Source organism: Streptomyces sp. NBC_00178, from assembly GCF_036206005.1.
Classification (GTDB): domain Bacteria; phylum Actinomycetota; class Actinomycetes; order Streptomycetales; family Streptomycetaceae; genus Streptomyces.
In genome coordinates this window covers 5,206,286-5,232,088 of the sequence record NZ_CP108143.1, presented here as the reverse complement: position 1 = coordinate 5,232,088, position 25,803 = coordinate 5,206,286, and the positions used below count along the sequence as shown (strand labels likewise).

Annotated in this window: 19 protein-coding genes; 3 read left to right on the top strand and 16 right to left on the bottom strand. The window is 71.6% G+C overall.

The annotated features are described in order from the left end of the window. Positions 1-144: 144 nt before the first annotated feature. The 8 genes from OHT61_RS23030 to OHT61_RS22995 all read right to left on the bottom strand — a co-directional run bounded on the left by OHT61_RS23030 (position 145) and on the right by OHT61_RS22995 (position 7,952). Positions 145-789 (bottom strand): TetR/AcrR family transcriptional regulator, encoded by a 645-nt coding sequence (locus tag OHT61_RS23030; protein ID WP_329040824.1) that lies wholly within the window; start codon positions 787-789, stop codon positions 145-147. Between the two features lie 2 nt (positions 790-791). Beyond that, the gene (locus OHT61_RS23025; RefSeq protein ID WP_329040823.1) at positions 792-1,808 is read right to left on the bottom strand and encodes an agmatine deiminase family protein; all 1,017 of its coding nucleotides are present in this window, start codon (positions 1,806-1,808) and stop codon (positions 792-794) included. Between the two features lie 9 nt (positions 1,809-1,817). Continuing rightward, complete coding sequence (locus OHT61_RS23020; protein WP_329040822.1) at positions 1,818-3,491, bottom strand: urease subunit alpha; 1,674 nt, start codon at positions 3,489-3,491, stop codon at positions 1,818-1,820. Next, positions 3,491-4,177 (bottom strand): urease subunit gamma, encoded by a 687-nt coding sequence (ureA, locus tag OHT61_RS23015; protein ID WP_329040820.1) that lies wholly within the window; start codon positions 4,175-4,177, stop codon positions 3,491-3,493. The genes OHT61_RS23020 and ureA overlap by 1 nt, the downstream gene beginning before the upstream one ends. A 209-nt stretch (positions 4,178-4,386) precedes the next feature. Continuing rightward, on the bottom strand, positions 4,387-5,490 hold the full coding sequence (locus OHT61_RS23010) for a branched-chain amino acid aminotransferase (RefSeq protein WP_329040819.1): 1,104 nt from the start codon (positions 5,488-5,490) through the stop codon (positions 4,387-4,389). A 295-nt stretch (positions 5,491-5,785) separates the two neighbouring features. Further along, positions 5,786-6,829, bottom strand: a complete 1,044-nt coding sequence (locus OHT61_RS23005; protein WP_329040818.1) for a 3-isopropylmalate dehydrogenase — start codon at positions 6,827-6,829, stop codon at positions 5,786-5,788. Between the two features lie 116 nt (positions 6,830-6,945). Beyond that, positions 6,946-7,074, bottom strand: a complete 129-nt coding sequence (locus OHT61_RS23000) for a hypothetical protein (RefSeq protein WP_329040816.1) — start codon at positions 7,072-7,074, stop codon at positions 6,946-6,948. Positions 7,075-7,352: 278 nt separating this feature from the next. Continuing rightward, positions 7,353-7,952, bottom strand: a complete 600-nt coding sequence (locus OHT61_RS22995; RefSeq protein WP_329040814.1) for a TetR/AcrR family transcriptional regulator — start codon at positions 7,950-7,952, stop codon at positions 7,353-7,355. Positions 7,953-8,094: 142 nt separating this feature from the next. On the opposite strand from OHT61_RS22995, the gene OHT61_RS22990 reads away from it, so the two are divergent. Further along, positions 8,095-10,380, top strand: coding sequence for a glycoside hydrolase family 3 N-terminal domain-containing protein (locus OHT61_RS22990; RefSeq protein WP_329040813.1), 2,286 nt, complete (start codon positions 8,095-8,097; stop codon positions 10,378-10,380). A gap of 112 nt (positions 10,381-10,492) precedes the next feature. On the opposite strand, the gene pruA is transcribed toward OHT61_RS22990, so the two are convergent. Then, positions 10,493-12,124 carry an L-glutamate gamma-semialdehyde dehydrogenase gene (gene pruA, locus OHT61_RS22985; RefSeq protein ID WP_329040812.1) on the bottom strand — a complete coding sequence of 544 codons (1,632 nt, stop codon included), beginning with the start codon at positions 12,122-12,124 and terminating at the stop codon, positions 10,493-10,495. Positions 12,125-12,215: 91 nt separating this feature from the next. Next, positions 12,216-13,142, bottom strand: a complete 927-nt coding sequence (locus tag OHT61_RS22980) for a proline dehydrogenase family protein (protein WP_329040811.1) — start codon at positions 13,140-13,142, stop codon at positions 12,216-12,218. A 177-nt stretch (positions 13,143-13,319) separates the two neighbouring features. On the opposite strand from OHT61_RS22980, the gene OHT61_RS22975 reads away from it, so the two are divergent. Beyond that, the gene (locus OHT61_RS22975) at positions 13,320-14,459 is read left to right on the top strand and encodes a PucR family transcriptional regulator (RefSeq protein WP_329040810.1); all 1,140 of its coding nucleotides are present in this window, start codon (positions 13,320-13,322) and stop codon (positions 14,457-14,459) included. Between the two features lie 516 nt (positions 14,460-14,975). Here the strand turns inward: OHT61_RS22975 and serA are convergent. From serA to OHT61_RS22945, 6 genes are all read right to left on the bottom strand, one after another. Next, the gene (gene serA, locus OHT61_RS22970) at positions 14,976-16,568 is read right to left on the bottom strand and encodes a phosphoglycerate dehydrogenase (protein ID WP_329040809.1); all 1,593 of its coding nucleotides are present in this window, start codon (positions 16,566-16,568) and stop codon (positions 14,976-14,978) included. A 303-nt stretch (positions 16,569-16,871) separates the two neighbouring features. Further along, complete coding sequence (gene ilvC / locus OHT61_RS22965; protein ID WP_329040808.1) at positions 16,872-17,873, bottom strand: ketol-acid reductoisomerase; 1,002 nt, start codon at positions 17,871-17,873, stop codon at positions 16,872-16,874. A gap of 105 nt (positions 17,874-17,978) precedes the next feature. Continuing rightward, entirely contained in the window at positions 17,979-18,506 is a 528-nt protein-coding gene (ilvN, locus tag OHT61_RS22960; RefSeq protein ID WP_329040807.1) for an acetolactate synthase small subunit, read from the bottom strand. 22 nt (positions 18,507-18,528) lie between these two features. Then, on the bottom strand, positions 18,529-20,400 hold the full coding sequence (locus OHT61_RS22955; RefSeq protein WP_329040806.1) for an acetolactate synthase large subunit: 1,872 nt from the start codon (positions 20,398-20,400) through the stop codon (positions 18,529-18,531). Positions 20,401-20,616: 216 nt separating this feature from the next. Further along, the gene (locus tag OHT61_RS22950) at positions 20,617-23,448 is read right to left on the bottom strand and encodes a putative bifunctional diguanylate cyclase/phosphodiesterase (protein WP_329040805.1); all 2,832 of its coding nucleotides are present in this window, start codon (positions 23,446-23,448) and stop codon (positions 20,617-20,619) included. A gap of 265 nt (positions 23,449-23,713) precedes the next feature. Continuing rightward, entirely contained in the window at positions 23,714-24,664 is a 951-nt protein-coding gene (locus OHT61_RS22945; protein ID WP_329040804.1) for a 2-hydroxyacid dehydrogenase, read from the bottom strand. 94 nt (positions 24,665-24,758) lie between these two features. On the opposite strand from OHT61_RS22945, the gene OHT61_RS22940 reads away from it, so the two are divergent. After that, the gene (locus tag OHT61_RS22940; protein ID WP_329040803.1) at positions 24,759-25,751 is read left to right on the top strand and encodes an aldo/keto reductase; all 993 of its coding nucleotides are present in this window, start codon (positions 24,759-24,761) and stop codon (positions 25,749-25,751) included. Positions 25,752-25,803: the final 52 nt, after the last annotated feature.

The following is a 25,803-nucleotide window of genomic DNA, read 5'->3' as shown; positions in this document are numbered from 1 at the left end:
GCGCGGGTCTGGGGCACGATGTCCGTTCCGTACGTGGTGGTACGGCACGGTCACTGCGGACCGGCGCGCCTGCTGCCGATAATCATGGCGAACGAGGACACGCACGCAGTCTGGCACAGCGGAGCCCCGGGGTCCCGGGCCGTCTCAGGATGCGGGCGTGACGTCCGTCGCGGGCGGGGCACCGCCCGCGGGGCGCAGGGTCTCGTCGACGTGACCGCGCATCTGGCGCAGCACCTGCTCGCGGCCCGTACCGGGGATGCCGACCGTGACGTGGACGCTGAAACCGTCCATCAGGGCCCGCAGGCGCGTCGCGGCGCTGCCGGTGTCCACGGCCCGGAACTCCCCGCGCCCGACGCCCTCGGCCAGCAGCTCCACGAGGTCGCCGTGCCAGGCGTCCTCGATGGCGGCCTGCCGCGCGCGGGCGTCGTCGTCGGCGTCCTGCGAGCGGTTCCAGACCTCCAGCCAGAGCGTCCAGTGCGGGTCGCGGTGGCCGTCGGGCACGTACAGCGCGATGTAGGCGTCGAGCCGCTCGCGGGCGGTGCCCGGGCCGGTGAGCAGGGCCCGGCGCTCGGTGCCGAGCCGCGCCTCGCTCCATTCCAGGGTCTGCAGCAGCAACTCGTCCTTCGTCCGGAAGTAGTAGAGGAGGTGCCCGCTGCTCATCCCGACCTCGCGGCCGAGCCCGGCCATCGTGAGCCCGTCGAGCCCCTTGCGGGCGACGGTGGCCATGACGGCGGCGAGCACGTCCCCTCTGGGCGGGGCGATGTTGCGACGGCGGGAAGCAGGGGTCACGTTCAGATCCTGGGCTGTTGCTGGGTGATGCAGTGGATGCCCCCACCGCTCGCGAAGATCGTACGGGCGTCGACGGGTGTCACCTCGCGGTCCGGGAACAGCGCGCGGAAGGCGGCGGCCGCCTCCTCGTCCCTCGGGTCGTCGAAGGAGCAGAGGATCACCGCTCCGTTGCAGAGGTAGTGGTTGATGTAGGAGTAGTCGGCCCACCCCCCGTCCTCGTCGCGCAGCACCGTGGGCGCGGCGATCTCGACCACGTCGAGGGAGCGGCCCCGCGCGTCGGTGGCGGCACGCAGGATCGCGGTCGTCTCGCGGGTGACCTCGTGGTCCGGGTGGGAGGGATCGGGCTGGACGTGGGCGACGACGACCCCGGGGCGGGCGAAGGCGGCGACGATGTCGACGTGGCCGAGCGTGCCGTAGGTGCCGTAGTCGCCGGTCAGGCCGCGCGGGAGCCAGATGGCCTTCTCGGTGCCCAGCCGGGCGTGGATCTCGTCCTCGACGGCCTGCCGGGACCAGCCGGGGTTGCGCTCCTTGCCCAGCTGGACCGTCTCGGTGAGCAGCACCGTGCCCTCGCCGTCGACGTGGATCGCGCCGCCCTCGTTGACGAGCGGCGAAGCGTGCACGGGCACGCCCGCCAGCTCGGCGACGCCCCGCGCGATGTGCCGGTCGTGCTCCCACCGGGCCCAGCCCTGGGCGCCCCAGCCGTTGAACGTCCAGTCCACCGCCGCGAGCCGGCCGCCGTCGGTGACGAAGGTCGGCCCGATGTCCCGCATCCAGGCGTCGTCGAGGGGGCGGACGGTGATCTCGACGTCCGGGCCGAGGAGCGCGCGGGCGCCCTCCTCCTGTCCGGGTCCGACGACGACGGTGACGGGCTCGAAGCGGCGTACGGCACGGGCCACGGCGGCCCAGGCCGCGCGGGCCCCGTCGAGTTCGGCACCGGAGGCGAAGGTCGGGTTGGGACCCGGCCAGGCCATCCAGGTGCGCTCGTGCGGAGCCCACTCGGGCGGCATGCGGTAGGTCATGACGGGTCCTCAGAGGAAGTAGAGGCGGTTCAGCGGGACCGACTCGGCGGCGGGCGAGTGCAGCGGGTCCCCGTCGAGGGTGACGAGTCCGCTGTCGCCGTCCACGTCGACGGTGCCGGTACGGGAGTTGAGGAGCAGGTCCGCGGGCCCGATGCCGCGCGTGCCCCGGACCCCGACCCTGCGGCGCCGGGTGGGCATCCGGTCGGCACCGAGCTGGGTGGCCGCCTCCGCGACGAAGGCGACGGACAGATCGGCGGCCGTCGCCCCGTACGCACCGAACTGCGGCCCCAGGACCAGGGGTTCGCACGTGTCGGTCGCCGCGTTGGGGTCGCCGGTTACCCCGTACGCGGGGAAGCCCGACTTCAGGACCAGCTGGGGCTTCGCGCCGAAGAACTCCGGGCGCCACAGGACGATGTCGGCGAGCTTGCCCGGCTCGATGGAGCCGACCTCGTGCGCGATGCCGTGGGCGATGGCCGGATTGATCGTGAGCTTGGCGATGTAGCGCAGCACGCGCGCGTTGTCGTCGCCGGGCCCGTCGCCCTCCATCGGGCCGAACTCGGCCTTCATCTTCGCGGCCATGGCGAAGGTGCGGCGCACCGTCTCACCGGCCCGTCCCATGCCCTGCGCGTCGGAGGAGGTGATCCCGATGGCCCCCAGGTCGTGCAGCACGTCCTCGGCGCCCATCGTCCCGGCCCGGATGCGGTCGCGGGCCATGGCGGCGTCCCCGGGGAGGTCGGTCTTGAGGTCGTGGACGGAGACGATCATCCCGTAGTGCTCGGCGACCGCGTCGCGGCCGAAGGGGAGCGTCGGGTTGGTGGACGATCCGATGACGTGGGGGACGCCGGCCATCTTCAGGACGTTGGGCACGTGCCCGCCGCCGCAGCCCTCGATGTGGAAGGCGTGGATCGTACGGCCCTCCAGGACGGCGAGGGTGTCCTCCACGGACAGGCATTCGTTCAGCCCGTCGCTGTGCAGGGCGACCTGTACGTCGTGTTCCTCGGCGACCCGCAGCGCGGTGTCCAGGGCCCGGGTGTGGGCGCCCATGTCCTCGTGGACCTTGAACCCGCAGGCACCGCCCTCGGCCAGCGCCTCGACCAGCGGCGCCTCGTCGGACGAGGAACCGCGGCCGAGGAAGCCTATGTTGACCGGCCAGGCGTCGAAGGCGTCGCGCAGCGCCCACGGGGAGTTGACGCCGACGCCCCAGACGGGGCCGAACTCCTGGCCGATGATCGTGGTGACCCCGGAGGCGAGCGAGGCCTCCATGATGCGCGGGGACAGCAGATGCACGTGCGGGTCCACGGCGCCCGCCGTCGCGATCAGACCCTCGCCGGAGACGATGGTGGTGCCCGTGCCGACGACCACGTCGACGCCGTCGAGGGTGTCGGGGTTCCCGGCCCGCCCGACCGCGTGGACGCGGCCCTCCCGGATGCCGACGGACACCTTCCTGATGCCGAGGACCGCGTCGATGACGAGGACGTTGCTGATGACGACGTCGCAGGTGTCCCGCACGGCGGCGGCCTTGAGGTGCAGGCCGTCACGAGCCGTCTTCCCGAAGCCGGCGAGGAACTCGTCCCCCGGTTTCTGGGAGTCGGACCCGACGCGGACGGTCAGGCCCGAGTCGCCGAGCATGACCCGGTCCCCGGCGCGCGGCCCGTGCGCGGAGGCGTACGCGTAGGGGTCCATCACCTCTCCTCCGCTCCGAGGTATCCGCAGGCAGCCGCCCTGCGCAGCGCCTCCGCCTTCGCGCCCGGCGCGTCCAGCGGTCCGTCCACGAGGCCGGCGAACCCGATGGCGACGCGGTCCCCGCCGATGGGCACGAGGCCCACCCGCACCGACTCCCCCGGGCCGAAGCGGACGGAGGAGCCGGCCGGCACGCACAGCCGCATGCCGTAGGCCGCGGCCCGGTCGAACCGCAGCCGGGGGTTGGCCTCGAAGAAGTGGAAGTGCGAGGTCACGCTGACCGGCACGGTCGCGGTGTTGCGCACGTCCAGCCGCACGGCCGGTTCCGGGTCGGGCGCGGCGGGGCCGGGAACGAGCGCTCCGGGCCCCGCTGCACCGAGCGAGCCGTCGCCGAGCGGCCGGGTGACGACGGCGAGCCGCGAGCCGTCGTCGAAGACGGCCTCCACCTGGACCTCGGTGACGATCTCGGCCACCCCGGGCAGCACGTCGCCGGGTCCCAGCACGGTCCGGCCCGCCTCCACGGCCTCGGCCAGCCTGCGCCCGTCCCGGGCCGCCTCGCAGACGGTGTCGGCGATCAGGGCGGTCGCCTCGGGGACGTTGAGCCGGAGGCCGCGGGCCCGCCGGGCCCTGGCCAGCTCGGCGGCGCCGAAGAGCAGCAGCCGGTCGCGTTCGGTCGGGGTCAGTCGCACGTCACCGCACCTCCTGGTTGGAGCGTCACTCTAACCAGGTTTTGAGCAGCACTCAAAACTTCGCCGGTCCTGGTCCGGCGACGGCTCCCCCCGTTCCGGTCACGACGGCCCCCTCGGCCATGGGTGCGACGAAGGCACCCCCGTACCGGGTACGACGAAGGCCGCGGCCCCCGGGGAGGGCGCGGCCTTCGTGCGGCGGGACTCGGGGATCAGCCGAGGCGGTGCATCCACCCGTGGGTGTCCTCGGCGATGCCGCGCTGGATGTCCAGCAGGCGCTCGCGCAGCTTCACGGTGACCTCGCCGGGCGTGCCATCGCCCTGCGTCCACTCGCCGTCGGCCGACTTCACGGTGCCGACGGGGGTGATGACGGCGGCGGTGCCGCAGGCGAAGACCTCGGTGAGGGTGCCGTCGGCGGTGTCGTCGCGCCACTGGTCGATGGAGACGCGGCCCTCCTCGGAGGTGTAGCCGAGGTCCTCGGCGACGGTGAGGAGGGAGTCGCGGGTGACGCCGGCGAGCAGTGAGCCGGTCAGGGAGGGGGTGACGATCCGCTTGCCGCCGTCCGCCTGCTCGTACACGAAGTAGAGGTTCATGCCGCCCAGCTCCTCCACCCACTTGTGCTCGACGGCGTCGAGGTAGGCGACCTGGTCGCAGCCCTTCGCCGCGGCCTCGGCCTGCGCGAGCAGGGAGGCGGCGTAGTTGCCGCCGGTCTTGGCGTCGCCCATGCCGCCGGGGACGGCGCGCACCCGGTCCTGGGAGAGCCAGATGGAGACGGGCTTCACCCCGCCGGGGAAGTACGCACCGGCGGGAGAGGCGATGACGAGGAAGAGGTACTCGTTGGCGGGCCGCACGCCGAGGCCGACCTCGGAGGCGATCATGAACGGGCGCAGGTAGAGGGATTCCTCACCGCCGTGGCCGGGCACCCACGCCTGGTCCTGCCGGACCAGGGCGTCACAGGCCTCGATGAACGTCTCGACCGGCAGCTCGGGCATGGCGAGCCGGGCGGCGGAGCGCTGGAAGCGCGCGGCGTTGGACTCGGGGCGGAAGGTGGCGACCGAGCCGTCGGGCTGCCGGTAGGCCTTGAGCCCTTCGAAGATCTCCTGCGCGTAGTGCAGGGTCATGTTGGCCGGGTCGATCGAGAGCGGTCCGTACGGCACGAGCTGGGCGTCGTGCCAGCCGCGGCCCTCGGTCCAGCTGATCGTCACCATGTGATCGGTGAAGTAGCGGCCGAAGCCGGGGCTGACCAGGATCGCGTCGCGCTCCGCGTCGGACAGCGGGTTCGAGGAGGGCTTGAGCTCGATCGTGGGCGTCGTCATGAGTGCGTGTCCTTCACCGGTCTTGTGTGTGATGGACCGCGCCCACGCCCGCCCTCCCGGCCACTGCCGGAAGGTTCACAGGACGTCCGAGCTCCACCGCGAGCCGCGGTCCCGCGTTCGATTATCTCCCGGGGGCGGCTCTGCACGAAATGACGCGTTCGGTGCAGGACTCGGTACGGCGTGTGGCGGCGACGCGAAGAACGCGGTCCAGGGGTCGATGGTGGCACCCGGAGACCGCGAGGTGAAGCCGCCGGGTGCGGTTGCGACCCGGCGGCTTCGAAGTGGAATCGTCGGGTCAGCTCGCTACTCGTACCGCGAGCGCGTCGCCGATCTCGTCGGTGGTGCGGGTGTTTCCTCCGTCACGCTCCGCGAGGTCGGCGGAGACGGCCTCCTCGATGCGCACGGCCTCGGCCTCGTAACCGAGGTGGCGCAGCAGGAGGGCGACGGAGAGGACCGTGGCGGTCGGGTCGGCCTTGCCCTGGCCCGCGATGTCCGGCGCGGTGCCGTGGACGGGCTCGAACATGGACGGGAAGGCACCCGTCGGGTTGATGTTGCCGGACGCGGCCAGGCCGATGCCGCCGGTCACGGCCGCGGCCAGGTCGGTGAGGATGTCGCCGAAGAGGTTGTCGGTGACGATGACGTCGAAGCGCTCCGGCTGGGTGACGAAGAAGATCGTCGCGGCGTCGACGTGCAGGTAGTCGGTGGTGACCTCGGGGTACTCGGCCGCGACCTTGTCGAAGGTGTTCTTCCACAGGTGGCCGGCGTACACGAGGACGTTGTTCTTGTGGACCAGCGTCAGCTTCTTGCGCGGGCGGCCCGCGGCACGCGCGAAGGCGTCCCGCACGACCCGCTCGACACCGTGGGCCGTGTTGACGCTGACCTCGGTGGCGATCTCGTGCTCCGTGCCGGTGCGCAGCGAACCGCCGTTGCCCGTGTAGGGGCCCTCGGTTCCCTCGCGGACCACGACGAAGTCGATCTCCGGCCGGCCGGCCAGCGGCGTGGCGGTGTTCGGGAAGAGCTTCGACGGCCTCAGGTTGATGAAGTGGTCGAAGGCGAAGCGCAGCTTCAGCAGCAGCCCGCGCTCCAGGACGCCGGACGGCACGGAGGGGTCTCCGATCGCGCCGAGCAGGATGGCGTCGTGGCCCTTGAGCGATTCGAGTTCCGCGTCCGGGAGGGTCTCACCGGTGCGGTGCCAGCGCTGGGCACCCAGGTCGTACTCCCTGGTCTCCAGCTTGACGTCCTGCGGGAGAACGGCGTTGAGGACCTTGAGGCCCTGGGTGACGACCTCCCGGCCGATACCGTCGCCGGGGATCACTGCGAGATCGATGCTGCGAGACATAGGGGCACCTTAGCGTTTCGTCCCACCCCATGACATCCGTTGTCCACGATCCGGACAGTGGATCATGCGCGGCGGACACCACGGGGCGGGACCACGCCGTACTCGGTGACGGGTGCTCAGTGACCGGTCGAGCCGCCGTTGTCACGGCGGTCGAGGGCCCGCTGCAGGGCCGCGGCGGCGTTCTTGCGGTCCGAGTCGGCGGGACGGGAGGCGTGGCGGACGCGGCGGGCGTTGGTCTCGGCCATGGGGGATCGACTCCTTGGGATCGCGTGGATTTCGAGATCGGGACTGCAGAGGGGATTTCGAGATCGGGATGTCGAGGCGCCGGAAGGGGCGGGGAGCGGATGCCGCAGGGATTGCCTGCTTCGGGGCGCGCTCGCGACCACCCTCGCTGGATCAGCGATTCGTTCGGCTCCTACAACGCTAGGACACCCCGGGCCGTCTGTCTCTACAGATACTCGGACTTCCTACTATCTGAGACGGCGACACGAGCCGGACGTGCTACGCGAGCCGCCCCGGAACCTCAGAGAGCCACGGTGAGCTGGGCCTGGATGTGCGCCCGCAGGACGCCGGCCATGTCCGTGCCCAAGTCGCCGAGCAGCCACTGGACCTGGAGGCCGTCCATCAGCGCGATCAGCTGCCGGCCGGCGTCGGCGGGCACGATCCCCTCCCGCAGCGCCCCGTCCCGGCCCGCCTGTTCGTAGGCCAGGCGGGCACCCGCGACCGAGTTCTCGTAGCGGCGTACGAAGTAGGTGTGCGCGGGGTGGTCGGCGGCCGTCGCCTCTGCGGAGACCACGGTGAACAGCTCGACGATCCCCCGCCGCCCGGCGTTGAGCGCGGCCAGTTCGGCGAACCGGCGCAGCCGGTCCACGCCCGTGGTGCCGCCGACCGAGAGCCACTCGTCGTCCACGTCGTCCCGCCGTTCGAGCACCGCGAGCAGCAGCGCCTCCTTCGTCGGGAAGTGGTGCAGCAGTCCGGTGTGCGAGATGCCGCACCGGGTGGCGATCACCCGCAGGGACGCCCCCCGGTAGCCGGCCTCGCCGAACAGGGACATGGCCTGGTCGAGGATCTCCCGCCGCTTGGCGCGGCCCTTCGCGTAGCCACGCGGCGCCTCGGCGGTCACTTGCCACTCTCCCGGTCCCGCCGGCGTCGGTTCGGGCCGGCACTGCATTACATCGGATTTCCGTTCGGCCCCCGAAGATACTTACCAGGTGGTCGGGATTGACTCTATGGTGAACACGAACCGTGTCGCGAAAGGACCCCCCGTGTCCCCCTCCCTGCCCTACCTCGATCCCGCGCTCCCCGTCCCCGAGCGTGTCGACGACCTCCTCGGCCGCATGACCCTGGCCGAGAAGACCGGTCAGATGCTCCAGCTGAACGCCAAGGACGGGGTGCGCCACCACATCGAGGACCTGCACGCGGGCTCGATCCTCCACGCCTCGCCCGAGCGGGTCCTGGAGGCGGCGGCGCTCACCGAGCGCACCCGTCTGCGCATCCCGCTGCTGGTCGCCGAGGACTGCATCCACGGCCACTCCTTCTGGGAGGGCGCCACGATCTACCCCACGCAGCTCGGCCTCGCCGCGACCTGGGATCCCTCGCTCGTGGAGCGCGTCGCCAGGGCGACGGCGGTCGAGGTCGCGGCGACGGGCGTCCACTGGACGTTCTCGCCGGTGCTCTGCATCACCAGGGACCTGCGCTGGGGCCGGGTGAGCGAGACGTTCGGCGAGGACCCGTTCCTCATCGGCGAGCTGGCCTCGGCGATGGTGCGCGGCTACCAGGGCGACGGGCTGGACGACCCGACGGCCGTCCTGGCCTGCGCCAAGCACTTCGCCGGCTACTCCGAGACGCAGGGCGGCCGTGACGCCAGCGAGGCCGACATCTCCCGGCGCAAGCTGCGCTCCTGGTTCCTCCCGCCGTTCGAGCGGGTCGCCCGCGAGGGCTGCCGCACCTTCATGCTCGGCTACCAGTCCATGGACGGGGTGCCGATCACCGTCAACGACTGGCTCCTGAACGAGGTGCTGCGGGGCGAGTGGGGCTACACCGGCACGCTGGTCACCGACTGGGACAACGTCGGCCGGATGGTCTGGGAGCAGAAGGTCTACGCCGACCACACCCAGGCCGCCGCCGCGGCGGTCCGGGCGGGCAACGACATGGTGATGACCACCCCGCAGTTCTTCGACGGCGCCCAGAACGCCGTCGCCGAGGGCACGCTCGACGAGGCGGAGATCGACGCCGCGGTCCGGCGCGTGCTCACCCTGAAGTTCGAGCTCGGTCTGTTCGAGAACCCGCGGCACCCCGACGCCGCACGGCAGGCCGAGGTCATCGGCAGCGCCGGGCACGCCGAGCTGAACCTGGAGGCCGCGCGCCGCTCCCTGGTGCTGCTCACCAACGACGGCACCCTGCCGCTGGCCGGCGGACTCGTCCCGGGCGATGACGGACGCGCCGCCGCCTCCGCCGCGCCGCGTACGGTCGCCGTCGTCGGCCCGAACGCCGACGACGCGCAGAACCAGCTGGGCGACTGGGCCGGTTCCTCCGGCCAGGCCGACTGGCTGCCCGACGGCCACCCGCGCGCCATGATCCGGACCGTGCTCGACGGCTTCCGCGAGCACGTCCCGCACGACTGGAGCGTCACGTACGCCCGCGGCGCCGAGATCCTGACGGTGGGGCCCGACCCGGAGGGCGCGTTCTTCCCCGACGGGCAGCCGCGTCCTGAGGTCGTCGTGCCCTCGGAGCCCTCCGAGGCCCTGATCGGTGAGGCGGTCGCCGCGGCCGAAGCGGCCGACTACGTCGTCGCCGTGGTGGGCGACCGCATCGAGCTGGTCGGTGAGGGCCGTTCGACCGCGACGCTCGAACTCGTCGGCGACCAGGTCGCGTTGCTCGACGCGCTCGCCGCCACCGGGAAGCCGCTCGTGGTGGTGGTCATCAGCTCGAAGCCGCTGGTGCTGCCGCCGTCCGCGCTCGGCGCCGCCGCGATCGTGCACGCCTTCAACCCGGGCATGCAGGGCGGCCGGGCCGTCGCGGAGGTCCTGCTCGGGCTCGTCGAACCCACGGGCCGCCTGCCGCTCTCGTTCGCCCGGCACGCGGGCCAGCAGCCGACGTACTACAACCAGATCCGCGGCCAGCACGGCAGCAGGTACGCCGACCTCACCCAGAGTCCGGCCTTCGTGTTCGGCGAGGGCCTGAGCTACACGAGCGTCGAGTACACCGGGCTGGAGGTGCTGACGGCGTGCGTGGGCGGGAGTGACACCCTGCGGGCGCGCGTGACCGTCCGCAACACCGGCGCGCGGCCCGCCCTGGAGACCGTGCAGGTCTACGTGAGCGACACCGTGACCTCGGTGACCTGGGCCGAGAAGGAGCTCAAGACCTACCGGCAGGTGACGCTCGCCCCCGGCGAGACGCGTGAGGTGCAGGTGGAGCTGCCGGTCGCCGACTGCACCCTCGTGGACGCCGCCGGCCGGCGGGTGGTCGAGCCGGGCGCCTTCGAGCTGCTGGTCGGTCCGTCCTCCCGTGACGACGCCCTCCTGCGGGCGGACTTCACCGTCAAGGGCTGAGGCCCCGGCCGGGCGGGCGGTCCGGACATGGAAACCGCCCCCCGGCCGGCGGGGGAACCGGTCGGGGGGCGGAGTTCTGGAGCGGGGCGCCCGCGCGGGCGCCCCGGGGCCGTCAGCCCTGGTGGGGGTAGGTGTACTCGGTCGGCGGGACCAGCGTCTCCTTGATGGCGCGGGTCAGCGTCCAGCGCTGCAGGTTCTGCGGCGCGCCCGCCTTGTCGTTGGTGCCCGAGGCACGCCCGCCGCCGAAGGGCTGCTGGCCGACGACCGCACCGGTCGACTTGTCGTTGATGTAGAAGTTGCCCGCCGCGTAGCGGAGCTTGTCCATCGTGTACGCGGCCGCCGCGCGGTCGTTGGAGATGACGGCGCCGGTGAGCGCGTAGTCGGAGACCGACTCCATCTGCTCCAGCATGGCGTCGTACTTCTCGTCCTCGTAGACGTGGACGGCGAGGATCGGGCCGAAGTACTCGGTGGTGAAGACCTCGTTGGCCGGGTCGTCGCACACGATGACGGTCGGGCGCACGAAGTAGCCGACGCTGTCGTCGTAGGTTCCGCCCGCGACGATCGTGCAGGACGGGTCTGCCGCGGCGCGGTCGATCGCGGCCTTGTTCTTCGCGAACGAACGCGCGTCGATGACGGCGCCCATGAAGTTCGACAGGTCGGTGACGTCACCCATGGTGATGCCGTCGACCTCGGCCGCGAACTCCTCCTTGAAACCGGAGTTCCAGATGGAGGCCGGGACGTAGGCGCGCGAGGAGGCGGAGCACTTCTGGCCCTGGTACTCGAACGAGCCACGGGTCAGCGCGGTCTTCAGGACGGCGCGGTCGGCGCTCGGGTGCGCGACGACGAAGTCCTTGCCGCCGGTCTCGCCGACCAGCCGCGGGTAGGTGCGGTAGTTGGCGATGTTGTTGCCGACCGTCTTCCACAGGTGCTGGAAGGTGGGGGTCGAGCCGGTGAAGTGGATGCCCGCCAGGTCGCGGTGGTTGAGCACCACGTCGGAGACGGCGATGCCGTCGCCCGTGACCAGGTTGATGACGCCCTTGGGCAGGCCGGCCTCCTCCAGGAGCTGCATCAGCAGCACGGCGGCGTGGGTCTGCGTCGGGGACGGCTTCCAGACCACCACGTTGCCCATGAGGGCGGGGGCGGTGGGCAGGTTGGCGGCGATGGCCGAGAAGTTGAAGGGCGTGATCGCGTAGACGAAGCCCTCCAGCGGACGGTGGTCCATGCGGTTCCACACGCCCGGGGAGTTCGCCGGGGGCTGCTCGGCGAGGATCTGGCGCGCGTAGTGCACGTTGAAGCGCCAGAAGTCGACGAGCTCGCAGGGGCAGTCGATCTCGGCCTGCTGGGCGGTCTTGCCCTGGCCGAGCATCGTGGAGGCGGCCAGCGTCTCGCGCCAGGGGCCGGAGAGCAGCTCGGCTGCGCGCAGGATGATCGCGGCGCGGTCGTCGAAGGACATGGCGCGCCAGGCCGGAGCGGCGGCGAGGGCCGCGTCGACGGCGTCCTGGGCGTCCTGCTCGGTGGCACCGGCGAAGGTGCCGATGACGGCCTTGTGGTTGTGCGGCTGCACGACGTCGACGCGCTCGCCGCCGCCCATGCGCTTCTCGCCGCCGATGGTCATCGGCAGGTCGATCGGGTTCTGGCTGAGCTCCTTGAGCTTCGCCTCCAGACGGGCGCGCTCCGCGGTGCCGGGGGCGTAGGAGTGGACCGGCTCGTTGACCGGCGCGGGGACCTGGGTGACAGCGTCCATGAGTGCCTTGTCTCCTTGGTTGAGGTGGGTGGTCGGCCGGGCGGTCAGCCCTGGTTCGGTTGGTCCGGCCCGCTGGCTCCGGTTCGCCGGCTCAGCCCTTGGTGAGGACGGAGCGGCCGAAGAAGAGCAGGTTGGCCGGCTTCTCCGCGAGGCGGCGCATGAAGTACCCGTACCAGTCGGTGCCGTACGCCGTGTAGACGCGCATCCGGTGGCCCTCGGCCGCGAGCCGGACGTGCTCGTCGCTGCGGATGCCGTACAGCATCTGGAACTCGTACTCGTCCAGTTTGCGCCCGGCCTGGCGTGCGAGCTCCTGGCCGATGGCGATGAGACGGGGATCGTGCGAGCCGATCATCGGGTAGCCGTCGCCCAGCATCAGGGTCTTCAGGACGCGGACGTACGCCTTGTCGATCTCCGGCTTGTTCTGGTACGCGACGGAGGCGGGCTCCTTGTAGGCGCCCTTCACCAGGCGGACCCGGCTGCCCTCGGCCGCCAGGCGGCGCGCGTCGGCCTCGGTGCGGAACAGGTACGACTGGATCACGCAGCCGGTCTGCGGGAAGTCCTTCCGCAGCTCCGTGTGGATGGCGAACATCGAGTCGAGGGTGGTGTGGTCCTCGGCGTCCAGCGTGACCGTGGTGCCGATCGCGGCGGCGGCCTCGACGACCGGGCGGACGTTCGCGAGGGCGAGCTCGTGGCCGCCCTCCAGCGACTGGCCGAACATCGACAGCTTGACGGACATCTCGGCCCGGACCCCGAGCCCGAGCTCCTCCAGGCGGCCGATCAGCTCCAGGTAGGCGTCACGCGCGGCGGCGGCCTGCACCGGGGTGGTGATGTCCTCGCCGACGACGTCGAGGGTGACCTCGAGGCCCTTGCCCGCGGCGTCCTTCACGACCGTGACGACCTGGTCGACGGTCTCACCCGCGATGAACCGGTCGACGACCTGCTTGGTGCCGGGCGCGGCCGAGATGAAACGGCGCATGGCGTCGCTGCGGGACGCGGCGAGAATCACGGGACCCAGCACGGGGCACCTCCACGGAGTACGAAAGAGGCCGAACCGGCGACGATGTGTACGGACCGGGACGGCACGGAGAACCAAGGTGAAATCTAGGGACCGCCAAGGGCCCCTGCCATCGACACCTGTCACGCATCCGTGTACTGGATCTCAGACATATGTCTGAAGAGGTGCGAGAATGGCGGGGTGAAGGGCGATTACCAGGAGCTGGTCGACGAGATCTCGGCCCTGCTCGGCGCGCCGGCGACCCTGGAGAACCGTGATTTCGGCCTGGTCGCCTTCGGCGCCCACGACAGCGACGACGACACGGCCATGGACCCGGTCCGTACCCGTTCGATCCTGACGCGCCGCTCCACCCCGGCGGTCCGCGCCTGGTTCGAGGGCTTCGGCATCACCCGGGCGACGGGACCGGTCCGCATTCCGGCCGCCCCCGAGGCGGGGGTCTTCCGCGACCGGATCTGCCTGCCGGTACGCCATCGGGGTGTCGTCCTGGGCTATGTCTGGCTGCTCGACGCCGACCCGGGCCCGGCCGACGGGCAGCTCGCGGCGGCGATGGACGTGGCGGCCCGGATCGGCGCCCTGCTCGCCGACGAGGAGCGGGCCGGCTCGGACCTGTCGCGGGAGTTCGGCGCGGTGCTCGTCGCCGGGCACGGATGGCAGCGCGACATGGCGGTGGCGGCCCTGCGCGACGCGCTGGGGACCGGCGCGGAGGGCCTGCACACGGTGGTGTGCGTGACCCCGTGGCCCGGCGAGACGCCCTCCGTCCGCACGGTGCCCTCGGCCGCGGCCCTCACCGCGGTGCCCGGAGCGGGCACCCAGGCGCTCGCGGCGCTGGTGCGGCTGCGCTCCGCCGACTCCCTCGACCCGGCGGCGCAGGCCGCGGACCGGCTGCGCGCCGCCGCGGGGCCGGGCGCGACCGGCGGCCTGGCGGCCGCCCGCCGTGGTCTGGCGGAACTGGCCGACTCCTGGCGCGAGGCACTCTCCGCGGCCCGGGCCGCGGCGGCCGAGTCCCGCTACGGCCCGGTCGCCGACTGGTCGGCCATCGGCCCGTACCGCCTGCTGGCCGCCCTCCCCCGCACCGAGGACACCGGGCCGGACCACACCGTCCGCACCCTGCTGACCCCGCCCCACGCCGAACTGGCCCGGACCGCCGAGGTGTTCCTCGACCTCGCGGGCCAGGCGAGCAGGACCGCCACCGCACTGGGCGTCCACCGCCAGACGCTCTACTACCGCCTCGGCCGCGTCCAGCAGCTCACCGGCCTCGACCTCAACGACGGGGAGGACCGCCTGCTGCTGCACATGGCGCTGAAGCAGGCCCGGCTGTGAGCATCCCGGCACGGGCCGTCGAGCACGTGCCGGGCAGCGGCTGAGTGCGATCGTCCAGGTCCCGCACTCGCTCCGCGCGGTCAACTGGCTTGGTGAGCAACGACATCCGGATCCCCGCCACCGCGCCCGCGGAAACCGGCCCGCGCCGGTGGGCCGCGCCTCCGGCGGCCACCCTGCCGGCCCCGGCGCCGGCCGTCACGGTGTCCGCGCACGACAACACTTCTTCGCGGAGCGGGGCTTCCTCCTGGCAGCCGGACTGGGGGCCGCCTTCGCGCTGATCCTGCCGAGCTGGTTCCTCGCCCGGACACGCCCGCAGGAGTCGGCGGAAGGATCTCGCCGTGGCGGGCTGCGCGGTCGCCGCGGGATTCCCGTCCCTGGGCACCGCCCTCGGCTGGACCGTGTTCCTGATCGCGCTCGTCACCGGGCACGTCGACGGCTGAACCACCGGAACATGACGCCGCGCCCGGCGGACGGAGTCGGCTCCGTCCGCCGGGCGCGGTCGTCGTGCGGGTCAGGTCAGTCGGTGAGGTTCACCGAGCGGGCCGAGGTCGCGCCGATCTCCTCGGCGATCTCGGTCAGGACCCCCTGCGGGATGGTGTCGTCGACCGTGAGGACGACGAGCGCCTCGCCGCCCGCGTCCTGGCGCGAGACCTGCATGCCGGCGATGTTGAGCCCGGCCTCGCCGAGGATCTTGCCGACCGCGCCGACGACGCCGGGACGGTCCTCGTAGCGCAGGACGACCATGTGGTCGGCGAGCGCCAGGTCGACGTCGTGCTCGCCGATCGCGACGATCTTCTGGAGGTGCTTGGGGCCGGCCAGCGTGCCGGAGACCGCGACCTCCTCGCCGCTGGACAGCGTGCCGCGGACGGTGACCACGTTGCGGTGGTCCGGCGACTCGGAGCTGGTGGTGAGGCGGACCTCGACACCGCGCTCCTGCGCGAACAGCGGGGCGTTGACGTAGCTGACGGTCTCGTCGACGACGTCCTCGAAGACGCCCTTGAGCGCGGAGAGTTCGAGCACCTTCACGTCGTGCTGGGTGATCTCCCCGTAGACCTCGACGTCGAGGCGGGCGGCGACCTCACCCGCGAGCGCGGTGAAGATCCGGCCGAGCTTCTCGGCGAGCGGCAGTCCGGGACGGACGTCCTCGGCGATGACGCCGCCCTGGACGTTGACCGCGTCGGGGACGAGTTCACCGGCGAGCGCCAGGCGGACGGACTTGGCGACGGCGATGCCGGCCTTCTCCTGCGCCTCGTCGGTGGAGGCACCGAGGTGCGGCGTGCAGACGACCTGGTCGAACTGGAACAGCGGGGAGTCCGTGCAGGGCTCCTTGGTGTACACGTCCAGGCCGGCGCCGGCGACGCGGCCCTCCTTGAGGGCGGAGGCCAGTGCCTCCTCGTCGACGATGCCGCCGCGGGCGGCGTTGACGATGCGCACCGAGGGCTTCACCTTGTGCAGCGCCTCGTCACCGATGAGGCCCAGCGTCTCGGGGGTCTTCGGCAGGTGCACGGTGATGAAGTCGGAGACCTCGAGCAGCTCGTCCAGCGTGAGGAGCTTGACGCCCATCTGCGCGGCGCGCGCGGGCTGCACGTAGGGGTCGTAGGCGACGATCTTCATGCCGAAGGCGGACATGCGCTGCGCGACCAGCACGCCGATGCGGCCGAGGCCGACGACACCGAGCGTCTTCTCGCTGAGCTCCACACCCGTGTACTTGGAGCGCTTCCACTCGCCGTTCTTCAGCGCGGTGTTGGCCTGCGGGATGTTGCGCGCGGTGGCGACGAGCAGGCCGCACGCCAGCTCGGCGGCGGTGACGATGTTAGAGGTAGGGGCGTTGACGACCATCACGCCGGCCTTGGTGGCCGAGGAGACGTCGACGTTGTCGAGACCGACGCCCGCGCGGGCGACGACCTTGAGCTGCTTCGCGGCGGCGATGGCCTCGGCGTCGACCTTGGTGGCGGAGCGCACCAGGATGGCGTCGACGTCGGCGATCGCGGGGAGGAGTTCGGCGCGGTCGGCGCCGTTGCAGTGCCGGATCTCGAAGTCCGGACCCAGGGCGTCGACCGTGGCGGGCGACAGCTCTTCGGCGATGAGTACGACAGGTTTCGAGCTCACGTGTGTCCTCACAAGTCCAGTGCGGACGGCCGTCCCGACGGCCGCAGGCGGTGGAGGGGCTAGCCGCGTGGAAGACGCACGACACTGTGGGCCCTGACGCGTGTATGGGTTGAGGGGAAGTGTAGTCATGCGGCCGGGCGTCGGCAGCGCCCTGGTGGAAGGATCACCCGCACGGGGTTGGACGGTCTGTACAGACGTACGGTGCTGTTTCCGCCACCCGTCCCTCCCCCGCAGTGACACGGGCGAGGTGGGCCGTACGCGGCCGGGGGCGGGCCCTCGCGGACCCGCCCCCGGCCGGGAACTCTAGGCTTCCTCGTTGTCGACCCAGCTCATGAGCTTGCGCAGCTCCTTGCCGGTGGTCTCCAGCAGGTGGTCGCTGTCGGCCTTCTTGTACTCGTTGTACTTGGGCAGGCCGTTGTGGTATTCGGCCATCCAGTTCTTGGCGAAGGTGCCGTCCTGGATCTCCGCGAGAACCTTCTTCATCTCGGCCTTGGTGGCGTCCGTGATGATCCGGGGGCCGGTGATGTAGTCGCCCCACTCGGCGGTCTCGGAGATGGACCAGCGCATCTTCTCCAGGCCGCCCTCGTACATGAGGTCCACGATGAGCTTCAGCTCGTGGAGGCACTCGAAGTACGCGATCTCCGGCTGGTAGCCGGCCTCGGTCAGGGTCTCGAAACCGGCCTTGACCAGAGCGGCGGTGCCACCGCAGAGGACGGCCTGCTCGCCGAACAGGTCGGTCTCGGTCTCCTCGGTGAAGGTCGTCTTGATGACGCCGGCGCGGGTGCCGCCGATCCCCTTCGCGTAGCTGAGGGCGAGCTCCAGGCCCTTGCCCGAGGCGTCCTGCTCGACGGCCACGATGCACGGGACGCCGCGGCCCTCCTCGTACTGGCGGCGGACCAGGTGGCCCGGGCCCTTCGGAGCGACCATGCAGACGTCGACGTTGGCCGGCGGCTTGATGAAGTCGAAGCGGATGTTCAGGCCGTGGCCGAAGAACAGCGCGTCGCCGTCCTTGAGGTTGTCCTTGACGGACTCCTCGTAGACCTGGGCCTGGATCGGGTCCGGGACGAGGATCATGATGACGTCGGCCTCGGCCGCGGCCTCGGCCGGGGTGACCACGCGCAGGCCCTGCTCCTCGGCCTTGGCCTTGGACTTCGAACCCTCGTGCAGACCGACTCGGACGTCGACACCCGAGTCACGCAGCGACAGCGCGTGGGCGTGGCCCTGGCTGCCGTATCCGAGGACCGCGACCTTGCGGCCCTGGATGATGGACAGGTCGGCATCGTCGTCGTAGAACAGCTCGGCCACTGGGTCTTCTCCTTGTGTGCGGGTGTTGCGTCCCACCGTACGGCGGGGTGCGTGGGATACGTGGCGGGGTCTCGCCATGCGAGCGGCGGGGTGCCCCGTGAAGGTTTACGCCGTGCGGTCGAGTGCGCGCAGAGAACGGTCGGTGATCGAGCGCGCGCCGCGCCCTATGGCGATGGTGCCGGACTGGACGAGCTCCTTGATGCCGAACTGCTCCAGCATCTTGAGCATGGCCTCCAGCTTGTCGGCTCCCCCTGTCGCCTCGATCGTGACGGCCTCGGGCGAGACGTCGACGGTCTTGGCGCGGAACAGCTGGACGATCTCGACGATCTGGGAGCGGGTCTCGTTGTCCGCGCGGACCTTCACCAGGACGAGCTCGCGCTGGATCGCGGCGGCGGGCTCGAGTTCGACGATCTTCAGCACGTTGACGAGCTTGTTGAGCTGCTTGGTCACCTGCTCCAGGGGCAGGCCCGCGACGTTCACGACGATGGTGATGCGTGAGATGTCGGGGTGTTCGGTGGTCCCGACCGCGAGCGAGTCGATGTTGAAGCCGCGCCGGGAGAACAGGGCCGTGATCCGGGCGAGGACACCTGGCTTGTTCTCGACCAGGACGGAGAGCGTGTGCTTACTGGACATGGAGTCGGTCTCTCTCTGTCTCTCAGTCGTCTTCGTTGTCGCCGAAGTCGGGACGGACACCGCGCGCCGCCATGACCTCGTCGTTGGAGGTTCCGGCGGCGACCATCGGCCACACCATCGCGTCCTCGTGGACGATGAAGTCGATGACGACCGGGCGGTCGTTGATCGCGTTGGCCTCGGCGATGACCTTGTCCAGGTCGGCCGGGTCCTCGCAGCGGATCGCGTAGCAGCCCATGGCCTCGGACAGCTTGACGAAGTCCGGGACGCGGGTGCCCTTGGCGGGGACGCCGTCCGGGTCCGCGCCGGTGTGCAGCACCGTGTTGGAGTAGCGCTGGTTGTAGAACAGGGTCTGCCACTGGCGGACCATCCCGAGCGCGCCGTTGTTGATGATGGCGACCTTGATCGGGATGTTGTTGAGCGCGCAGGTGGTGAGTTCCTGGTTGGTCATCTGGAAGCAGCCGTCGCCGTCGATCGCCCAGACGGCGCGCTCCGGCATGCCGGCCTTGGCGCCCATCGCCGCCGGGACGGCGTAGCCCATGGTCCCGGCGCCGCCGGAGTTGAGCCAGGTCGCGGGCTGCTCGTACTGGATGAAGTGCGAGGCCCACATCTGGTGCTGGCCGACGCCCGCGGCGAAGATCGTGCCGTCGGGGGCGAGTTCACCGATGCGCTGGATGACCTGCTGCGGCGAGAGGCTGCCGTCCTCGGGCAGGTCGTAGCCGACGGGATAGGTCTCGCGCCAGCGGTTGAGGTCCTTCCACCACGCCGCGTACCGCTCCTGGGCGGAGATGCCGGGTGTGCCGGTGGTGTGCTCCGCCTGGACCGCCTGGACGAGGTCGGCGATGACCTCCCGGGCGTCACCGACGATCGGGACGTCGGCTTCGCGGTTCTTGCCGATCTCGGCGGGGTCGATGTCGGCGTGGACGATCTTGGCGTACGGGGCGAAGCTGTCGAGCTTCCCGGTGACCCGGTCGTCGAACCTCGCACCGAGCGCGACGATCAGGTCGGCCTTCTGGAGCGCGGTGACGGCGGTGACCGAGCCGTGCATGCCGGGCATTCCCACGTGCAGCGGGTGGCTGTCGGGGAACGCGCCGAGCGCCATCAGGGTGGTGGTCACGGGCGCTCCGGTGAGCTCCGCCAGGACCTTCAGCTCGGCGGTGGCGCCGGCCTTGAGGACGCCGCCGCCGACGTACAGCACCGGGCGCTGGGCCTGCGTGATCAGCCGGGCGGCCTCGCGGATCTGCTTGGCGTGCGGCTTGGTGACCGGACGGTAGCCGGGCAGGTCCATCGTCGGCGGCCAGCTGAAGGTCGTCTGCGCCTGCAGTGCGTCCTTGGCGATGTCGACGAGGACCGGGCCCGGGCGGCCGGTCGAGGCGATGTGGAAGGCCTCGGCGATGGTATGCGCAATGTCCTCGGCGCGGGTGACCAGGAAGTTGTGCTTCGTGATCGGCATCGTGATGCCGCAGATGTCGGCTTCCTGGAAGGCGTCCGTGCCGATGGCGGCGGAGGCCACCTGGCCGGTGATCGCGACCATCGGCACCGAGTCCATCGCGGCGTCGGCGATCGGGGTGACCAGGTTCGTGGCGCCGGGGCCCGAGGTGACCATGCAGACCCCGACCTTGCCGGTGGCCTGTGCGTAACCGGTGGCCGCGTGGCCCGCACCCTGCTCGTGGCGGACCAGGATGTGCCGGACGCGGGTGGAGTCCATCAGCGGGTCGTACGCCGGGAGGATGCAGCCGCCGGGGAGCCCGAACACGGTGTCGGCCCCGACCTCCTCGAGAGAACGGATGAGGGACTGCGCGCCCGTGAGGTGCTCAACGGAGGCGGAGGACGGTCCGCCGTTACGGGCCCGCGGCTGCGGGTGCTGGGCCCCGGTGGCCTGCTCGGTCATCGGCATCTCTTCTCGAAGCTGAGGGTTTATGCGGTGTGTTTGTGGGGTTTTGAGAGGTCCCGGTGCAACAAAAAACCCCTCGTGCCGTGAGGCAAGCGAGGGGAGCGCGCCGGTGCGGTCTGCAGGGTTTCCATGAGTGACCCTGCTTCAGCCGACGCGCTTTCCAAGTACGAGAATTCGGGTGCGCATGGCATTGACCCTCTCTCCGGCACGCGTGCGGTGTCAAGTGGGTGGGACGGGCGTCTCATCATGTGAGCGGGTCTGGAGCGGAATCGAGCCGCCCGCGAGCACCGGCCGAGCCGCCGGCCCGAGACCCGGGACGGGGTACTTCCCGCGGATCAGCGTCCGCCGCAGACGGTATTCGTCCAGCGGCCCGGCGAAGGCCATGCCCTGGCCGTGCGTGCAGCCCATGGCACGCAGGGCCCGCACCTGCTCGGGTACGTCCACCCCGTCGGCCACGGACTGCATCCCGAGGTCGCCGGCGATGCGCAGCAGCCCACTGGTGATCTTGTGGAGCCTCGCCGACTCGACCACGCCCTCCACCAGGCAGCGGTCCAGCTTCAGCACGTCGACGGGGAGGCGGCGCAGGGCGTTGACGGCGGCGTACCCGCTGCCGAAGCCGTCGAGCGCGATCCGTACACCGAGACGCCGCAGGGACACCAGCCGCTGTTCCAGCTCGTCGAAGGAGATCCGGGGGTCGCTGTCGGCCACCTCGATCATGAGGGCGCCGGAGGGCAGGCCGTACCGCGTCAGGAGCGCCTCGACCGATCCCGGGGGAAGGGTCCGGTCCAGCAGCCTGGAGGCCGGGACCCGCACGCTGACGGAGACGGCGTGCCCGGCGCCCGCCCGGTCGGCGGCCTGCTCGACGGCCTCCTCCAGGAGCCAGGTGCTGAGCTCGGCGGCGCGCTCGCCGTCCTCGGGCGCCCTGAGGAACTCCGCGGGGGTGAAGAGGATGCCCTGGGAGGACCGCCATCGGGCCTGGGCGGCGACGGCCGCGACCGTCCCGGTGGCCAGATGGACGACGGGCTGGTGCAGCAGCGCGAACTCGCCGTCGCGCAGGGCGGTGCGCGTCCGCGCGACCAGTTCCGAGCGGCGCACGACGTCGGCCTGCATCTGGGGGGCGTACAGCTCGACCCGGTCCTTGCCGCCCGCCTTCGCCCGGTACATGGCGAGGTCGGCGTTGCGCATGAGGTCCTTGGGCGTGATGGAGGGCTCGGCGAAGGCGACTCCGATGGAGGCGGCCACCCTGACGTCCCCGGTGCCGATCCGGTACGGCTGGGAGAGCCTCAGGCGCAGCCGCTCGGCGATCTCGTGGACCTGGCACTCCCTGGCGGCCTGGTCGCGCGTGCCGTCACCGACGATGAGGGCGGCGAACTCGTCCCCGCCCAGGCGCGCCGCCGTGTCGGAGGTGCGTACGGACTCCTGGAGCCTGCGGGCCGCCTGGATCAGCAGTTCGTCGCCCGCCTGGTGGCCGATGGAGTCGTTGACGGCCTTGAAGCCGTCGAGGTCGATGAAGAGCACCGCCGTGCCGGGGTCGCCGGCTCTCCGGCCGCCGAGCGCGCGGCCGACCCGGGCGGTGAAGAGGGACCGGTTGGGCAGGTCGGTCAGGGGGTCGTGCTCGGCGTTGTGCTGCAACTGCGCCTGCAGCCTGACCCGCTCGGTGACGTCCCGGCTGTTGAGCAGCAGGCCGCCCTCGTGCCGGTTGACGGTCGACTCGACGTGCAGCCAGTCCCCCGTGCCCGACCGGAAGCGGCATTCGATACGGGTGGTGCGCGCGTCGCGCGAGGGCGCGGCGAGGAAGCGCCGCAGCTCGTGGACCACTCCCCCGAGGTCGTCGGGGTGGATGATCGACGCGAGCTCCGCGCCGACGAGGTCCTCGGCGTCGCGCCGGTACACCCCGGCCGCGGCGGGGCTGACGTAGCGCAGCACGCCGCTCGGCTCGGCGATCATGATGACGTCGCTGGAGCCCTGCACCAGGGAGCGGAAGTAGTTCTCTTTCTGGGCGAGTTCATGGGTGAGGGCGATGTTGTCGAGGAGCATGATGGCCTGCCGCAGCACCAGGGCGAGCACCACGGTGCAGCCGGTGAGGACGACGACGCGGTCGACCCGGCGGCCCTCGACCACGTTGTAGAGGATGCCGAGGGTGCACACGGCCGCGGCGAGGTACGGCGTGAGCGCGGCCAGGGAGCCGGCGATGGGACGGCTCACGGCCCGGGCTTCCGGGACGGCGTCGACAGCGTTGTCCTCCTCGTGCCGACGGGCCCCCCAGGGCGCGTAGGCGAGGAGGAGGGAACCGGCGAACCACCCGGCGTCCAGGAGCTGTCCGGAGTGGTACGCCGAGCGCAGCAGCGGGGCCGTGAACAGCGCGTCGCACACCACGGTCAGGGCGAGGCCCGCGATGGCCGTGTTCACGGCGGAGCGGTTCACGTTGACCCGCCGGAAGTGCAGCGCGAGGACCATGGACACCAGGACGATGTCGAGCAGGGGGTAGGCGAGGGAGAGGGCCGCCCTCGCGACGCTCTCGCCCGCCTCGTTCACGACGTGGGCGGTGTGGGCGAGCGCGAGGCTCCAGGAGAGGGTCAGGAGGGACCCGCCGATCAGCCAGGCGTCCAGCACGAGGCAGACCCAGCCCGCCCTGGTGACCGGCCGCTTGGCGAGGACGAGCAGGCCGACGATGGCGGGCGGTGCGAAGCAGAGGAAGAAGAGGTCGGCGAGCGAGGGGGAGGGCACCGCGCGCCCCAGCACCACCTCGTACCATCCCCAGACGGCGTTCCCGCCCGCGGCCATCGCGGAGGAGAGGGAGAACAGGAGCCAGGCCGGCCGGAACCGGATGTCACCGGCGCGGGCGTAGAGGAAGCACGAGACGGCGGCGATCAGCGCCGCGACACTGAGGCCGAAGTCGCCCATGAACAGGGCGAGTCGGGGCGATCCCCAGCCGACGGCCGCCCCCACCCCGTATCCGGCGCAGAGGGCGGCGAGGGCGAGCTGGGCGCGCAGCCCCGCGGTGCGGCCGGTGGCGGGCTGCCGGGAGAGCATGGCGCCGAGGGCGCTCACCGGGGAACTCCGCGGGCGGGCCCGGGCACCCTCGGTACCGGCCGCTTCCGTCGGCCCCGCAGCGTCGGATCGTCTCTCCACTGGCCGCACATCGCCCGTCGCCCCCTCGCGTTCGGCTCACCCCCGGCGCCGTCCCTTCCACGGCGCAGCCCTGTTGTGGACGATACACCAGAGTCGTCACTCAGGGACATACCTTCTCTACTCTCCGTGACCACCTGGGGTGTTGTGGGAACTCCGTGCGGTCGGGCCCCTGTCCGTCACGTGGTCAGCCGGTCGTGCGCACGAGGTTGGCGACCGGCTCCCCGGCCGCGTACCGGGTGAGCTGTCCGGCCAGCAGCCGCTTGGCCCGGGGCAGGAACGCGGAGGTGCTGCCGCCCACATGGGGAGTGAGCAGCGTGTGGGGAGCATGCCAGAGCGGGTGGCCGGCGGGCAGGGGTTCGGGGTCGGTGACGTCCAGCGCGGCACGCAGGCGGCCGGACTCGAGTTCGGCCAGCAGGGCGGCGGTGTCGACGACACCTCCCCTGGCGACGTTCACGAGCAGCGCGCCGTCGCGCATCGCGGCGAGGAACCCGGGTCCCACCAGCCCTTGTGTGGACGGGTTCAGCGGGGTGGACAGGATGACGACGTCGGCCTCCGGCAGCAGCGCGGGAAGGTCCTCGATCGCGTGTACGGGGCCGCGCCCGGTGGTCCGTGCGGAGCGTGCGACGCGCACCACCCGCGCACACTCGAAGGGTTCGAGCCGGTCCTCGATGGCGGCGCCGATCGATCCGTAACCCACCACCAGGACGGACTTGTCGGCGAGCGCGGGGTAGAAGCCCGAGCGCCACTCCTCCTCGTCCTGGCCGCGCACGAAGCCGGGGAAGCCGCGGAGCGAGGCGAGGACCAGGGCCAGGGCCAGTTCGGCGGTCGACGCCTCGTGCACGCCCTTGGCGTTGCACAGCTGCACCCCGGAGGGCAGCAGCCCGAGCCCGGGCTCGACGTGGTCGATGCCCGCCGAGAGGGTCTGGACGACCCTGACCCGGTCCATGGCCCCCAGCGGACGGACCGCGACCTTTGGTCCCTTCATGTACGGGACGACGTAGAAGGCACAGTCGGAGGGGTCCGCCGGGTAGTCCGGACCGCCGTCCCAGAAGCGGTAGTCGAGGCCCTCGGGGAGTCCGTCGATCTCATGGGCGGCGAAGGGCAGCCATACGTCGTTGGCGGTTGCGGAAGTCATGGTCAGGAGGCTATGCGAAGCCCTCGCGACGGCAGAGGTTACTTTGGGGTGCTGGTGGTCCCATGATCGCGCGGCCTAGGGAGGGTTCGGGGAGTTGGAGCGCAGGACTATCGGTGCGACGGCGTTGTCCGTCGGCGCGGTCGGGCTGGGCTGTATGCCGATGAGCTGGGCGTACAGCACGTCGCAGCAGCGTGGGGACCGCTCGGTGCGGACGGTGCTCGCGGCGCTGGACGCGGGCGTGCAACTGCTCGACACCGCCGACATGTACGGCCCCTTCACCAATGAACTCCTGCTCGGGAGGGCGCTCAAGGGCCGCAGGTCCGAGGCGTTCCTCTCCACCAAGTGCGGCCTTCTCGTGGGCGACCAGCACGTCGTGGCCAACGGCCGTCCGGGGTACGTGCGCCGGGCCTGCCACGCCTCGCTGCGCCGGCTCCAGACCGATGTGATCGATCTCTACCAGCTGCACAGGGCGGATCCCGAGGTGCCGGTGGAGGAGACCTGGGGTGCGATGGCGGAGCTGGTCACCGCGGGCAAGGTGCGGGCGCTCGGTCTGTGCGCGGTGGGGGCCAGGGCGGGCCGGAGGCCCGGTGCGCGGACGCACGACGCGACGATCCGGCAGCTGGAGCGGGTGCAGCAGGTCTTTCCCGTCAGCGCCGTGCAGGCCGAGGTGTCGGTCTGGTCACCCCAGGCGCTGGAGGACCTGCTGCCGTGGTGCGCGGCGCGGGGTGTGGGCGTGCTGGCCGCGATGCCGCTGGGCAGCGGCTATCTGACGGGGACGCTCAAGCCGGGCCACGGCTTCGAGCCGGACGACCCGCGGGCCAGGCACCCCCGGTTCACCTCGGAGATGATGGCGGCCAACCAGCCGGTCGTGGCGGGGCTGCGCCGGATCGCGGAGCGGCACGGCGCCACTCCCGCTCAGGTGGCGCTGGCCTGGGTCCTGCGACAGGGCCGCCACGTGGTGCCCGTACCGGGGGCGAAGCGTGAGGAGTGGGTGGTGGAGAACGCCGCGGCGGCCGGACTGACGCTCACGGACCGGGACCTCCAGGAGATCGCCGGGCTGCCGCGGGCGCGCGGGTCGTGGGACTGAGTCGTGCCGGCGGGACCGCGGCGGGACAATCGGCGGAGACCGGGAACCCGCT

Coding starts and splice junctions, on each gene's coding strand:
- pruA (WP_329040812.1), bottom strand. CDS start 12,124: ATGGACGCTGTCACCCAGGTCCCCGCGCCGGTCAACGAGCCGGTCCAC.
- OHT61_RS23005 (WP_329040818.1), bottom strand. CDS start 6,829: ATGTCTCGCAGCATCGATCTCGCAGTGATCCCCGGCGACGGTATCGGC.
- OHT61_RS22955 (WP_329040806.1), bottom strand. CDS start 20,400: ATGCCGATGACCGAGCAGGCCACCGGGGCCCAGCACCCGCAGCCGCGG.
- OHT61_RS23020 (WP_329040822.1), bottom strand. CDS start 3,491: ATGGACCCCTACGCGTACGCCTCCGCGCACGGGCCGCGCGCCGGGGAC.
- ilvN (WP_329040807.1), bottom strand. CDS start 18,506: ATGTCCAGTAAGCACACGCTCTCCGTCCTGGTCGAGAACAAGCCAGGT.
- OHT61_RS23000 (WP_329040816.1), bottom strand. CDS start 7,074: ATGGCCGAGACCAACGCCCGCCGCGTCCGCCACGCCTCCCGTCCCGCC.
- OHT61_RS23025 (WP_329040823.1), bottom strand. CDS start 1,808: ATGACCTACCGCATGCCGCCCGAGTGGGCTCCGCACGAGCGCACCTGG.
- OHT61_RS23010 (WP_329040819.1), bottom strand. CDS start 5,490: ATGACGACGCCCACGATCGAGCTCAAGCCCTCCTCGAACCCGCTGTCC.
- OHT61_RS22945 (WP_329040804.1), bottom strand. CDS start 24,664: ATGACTTCCGCAACCGCCAACGACGTATGGCTGCCCTTCGCCGCCCAT.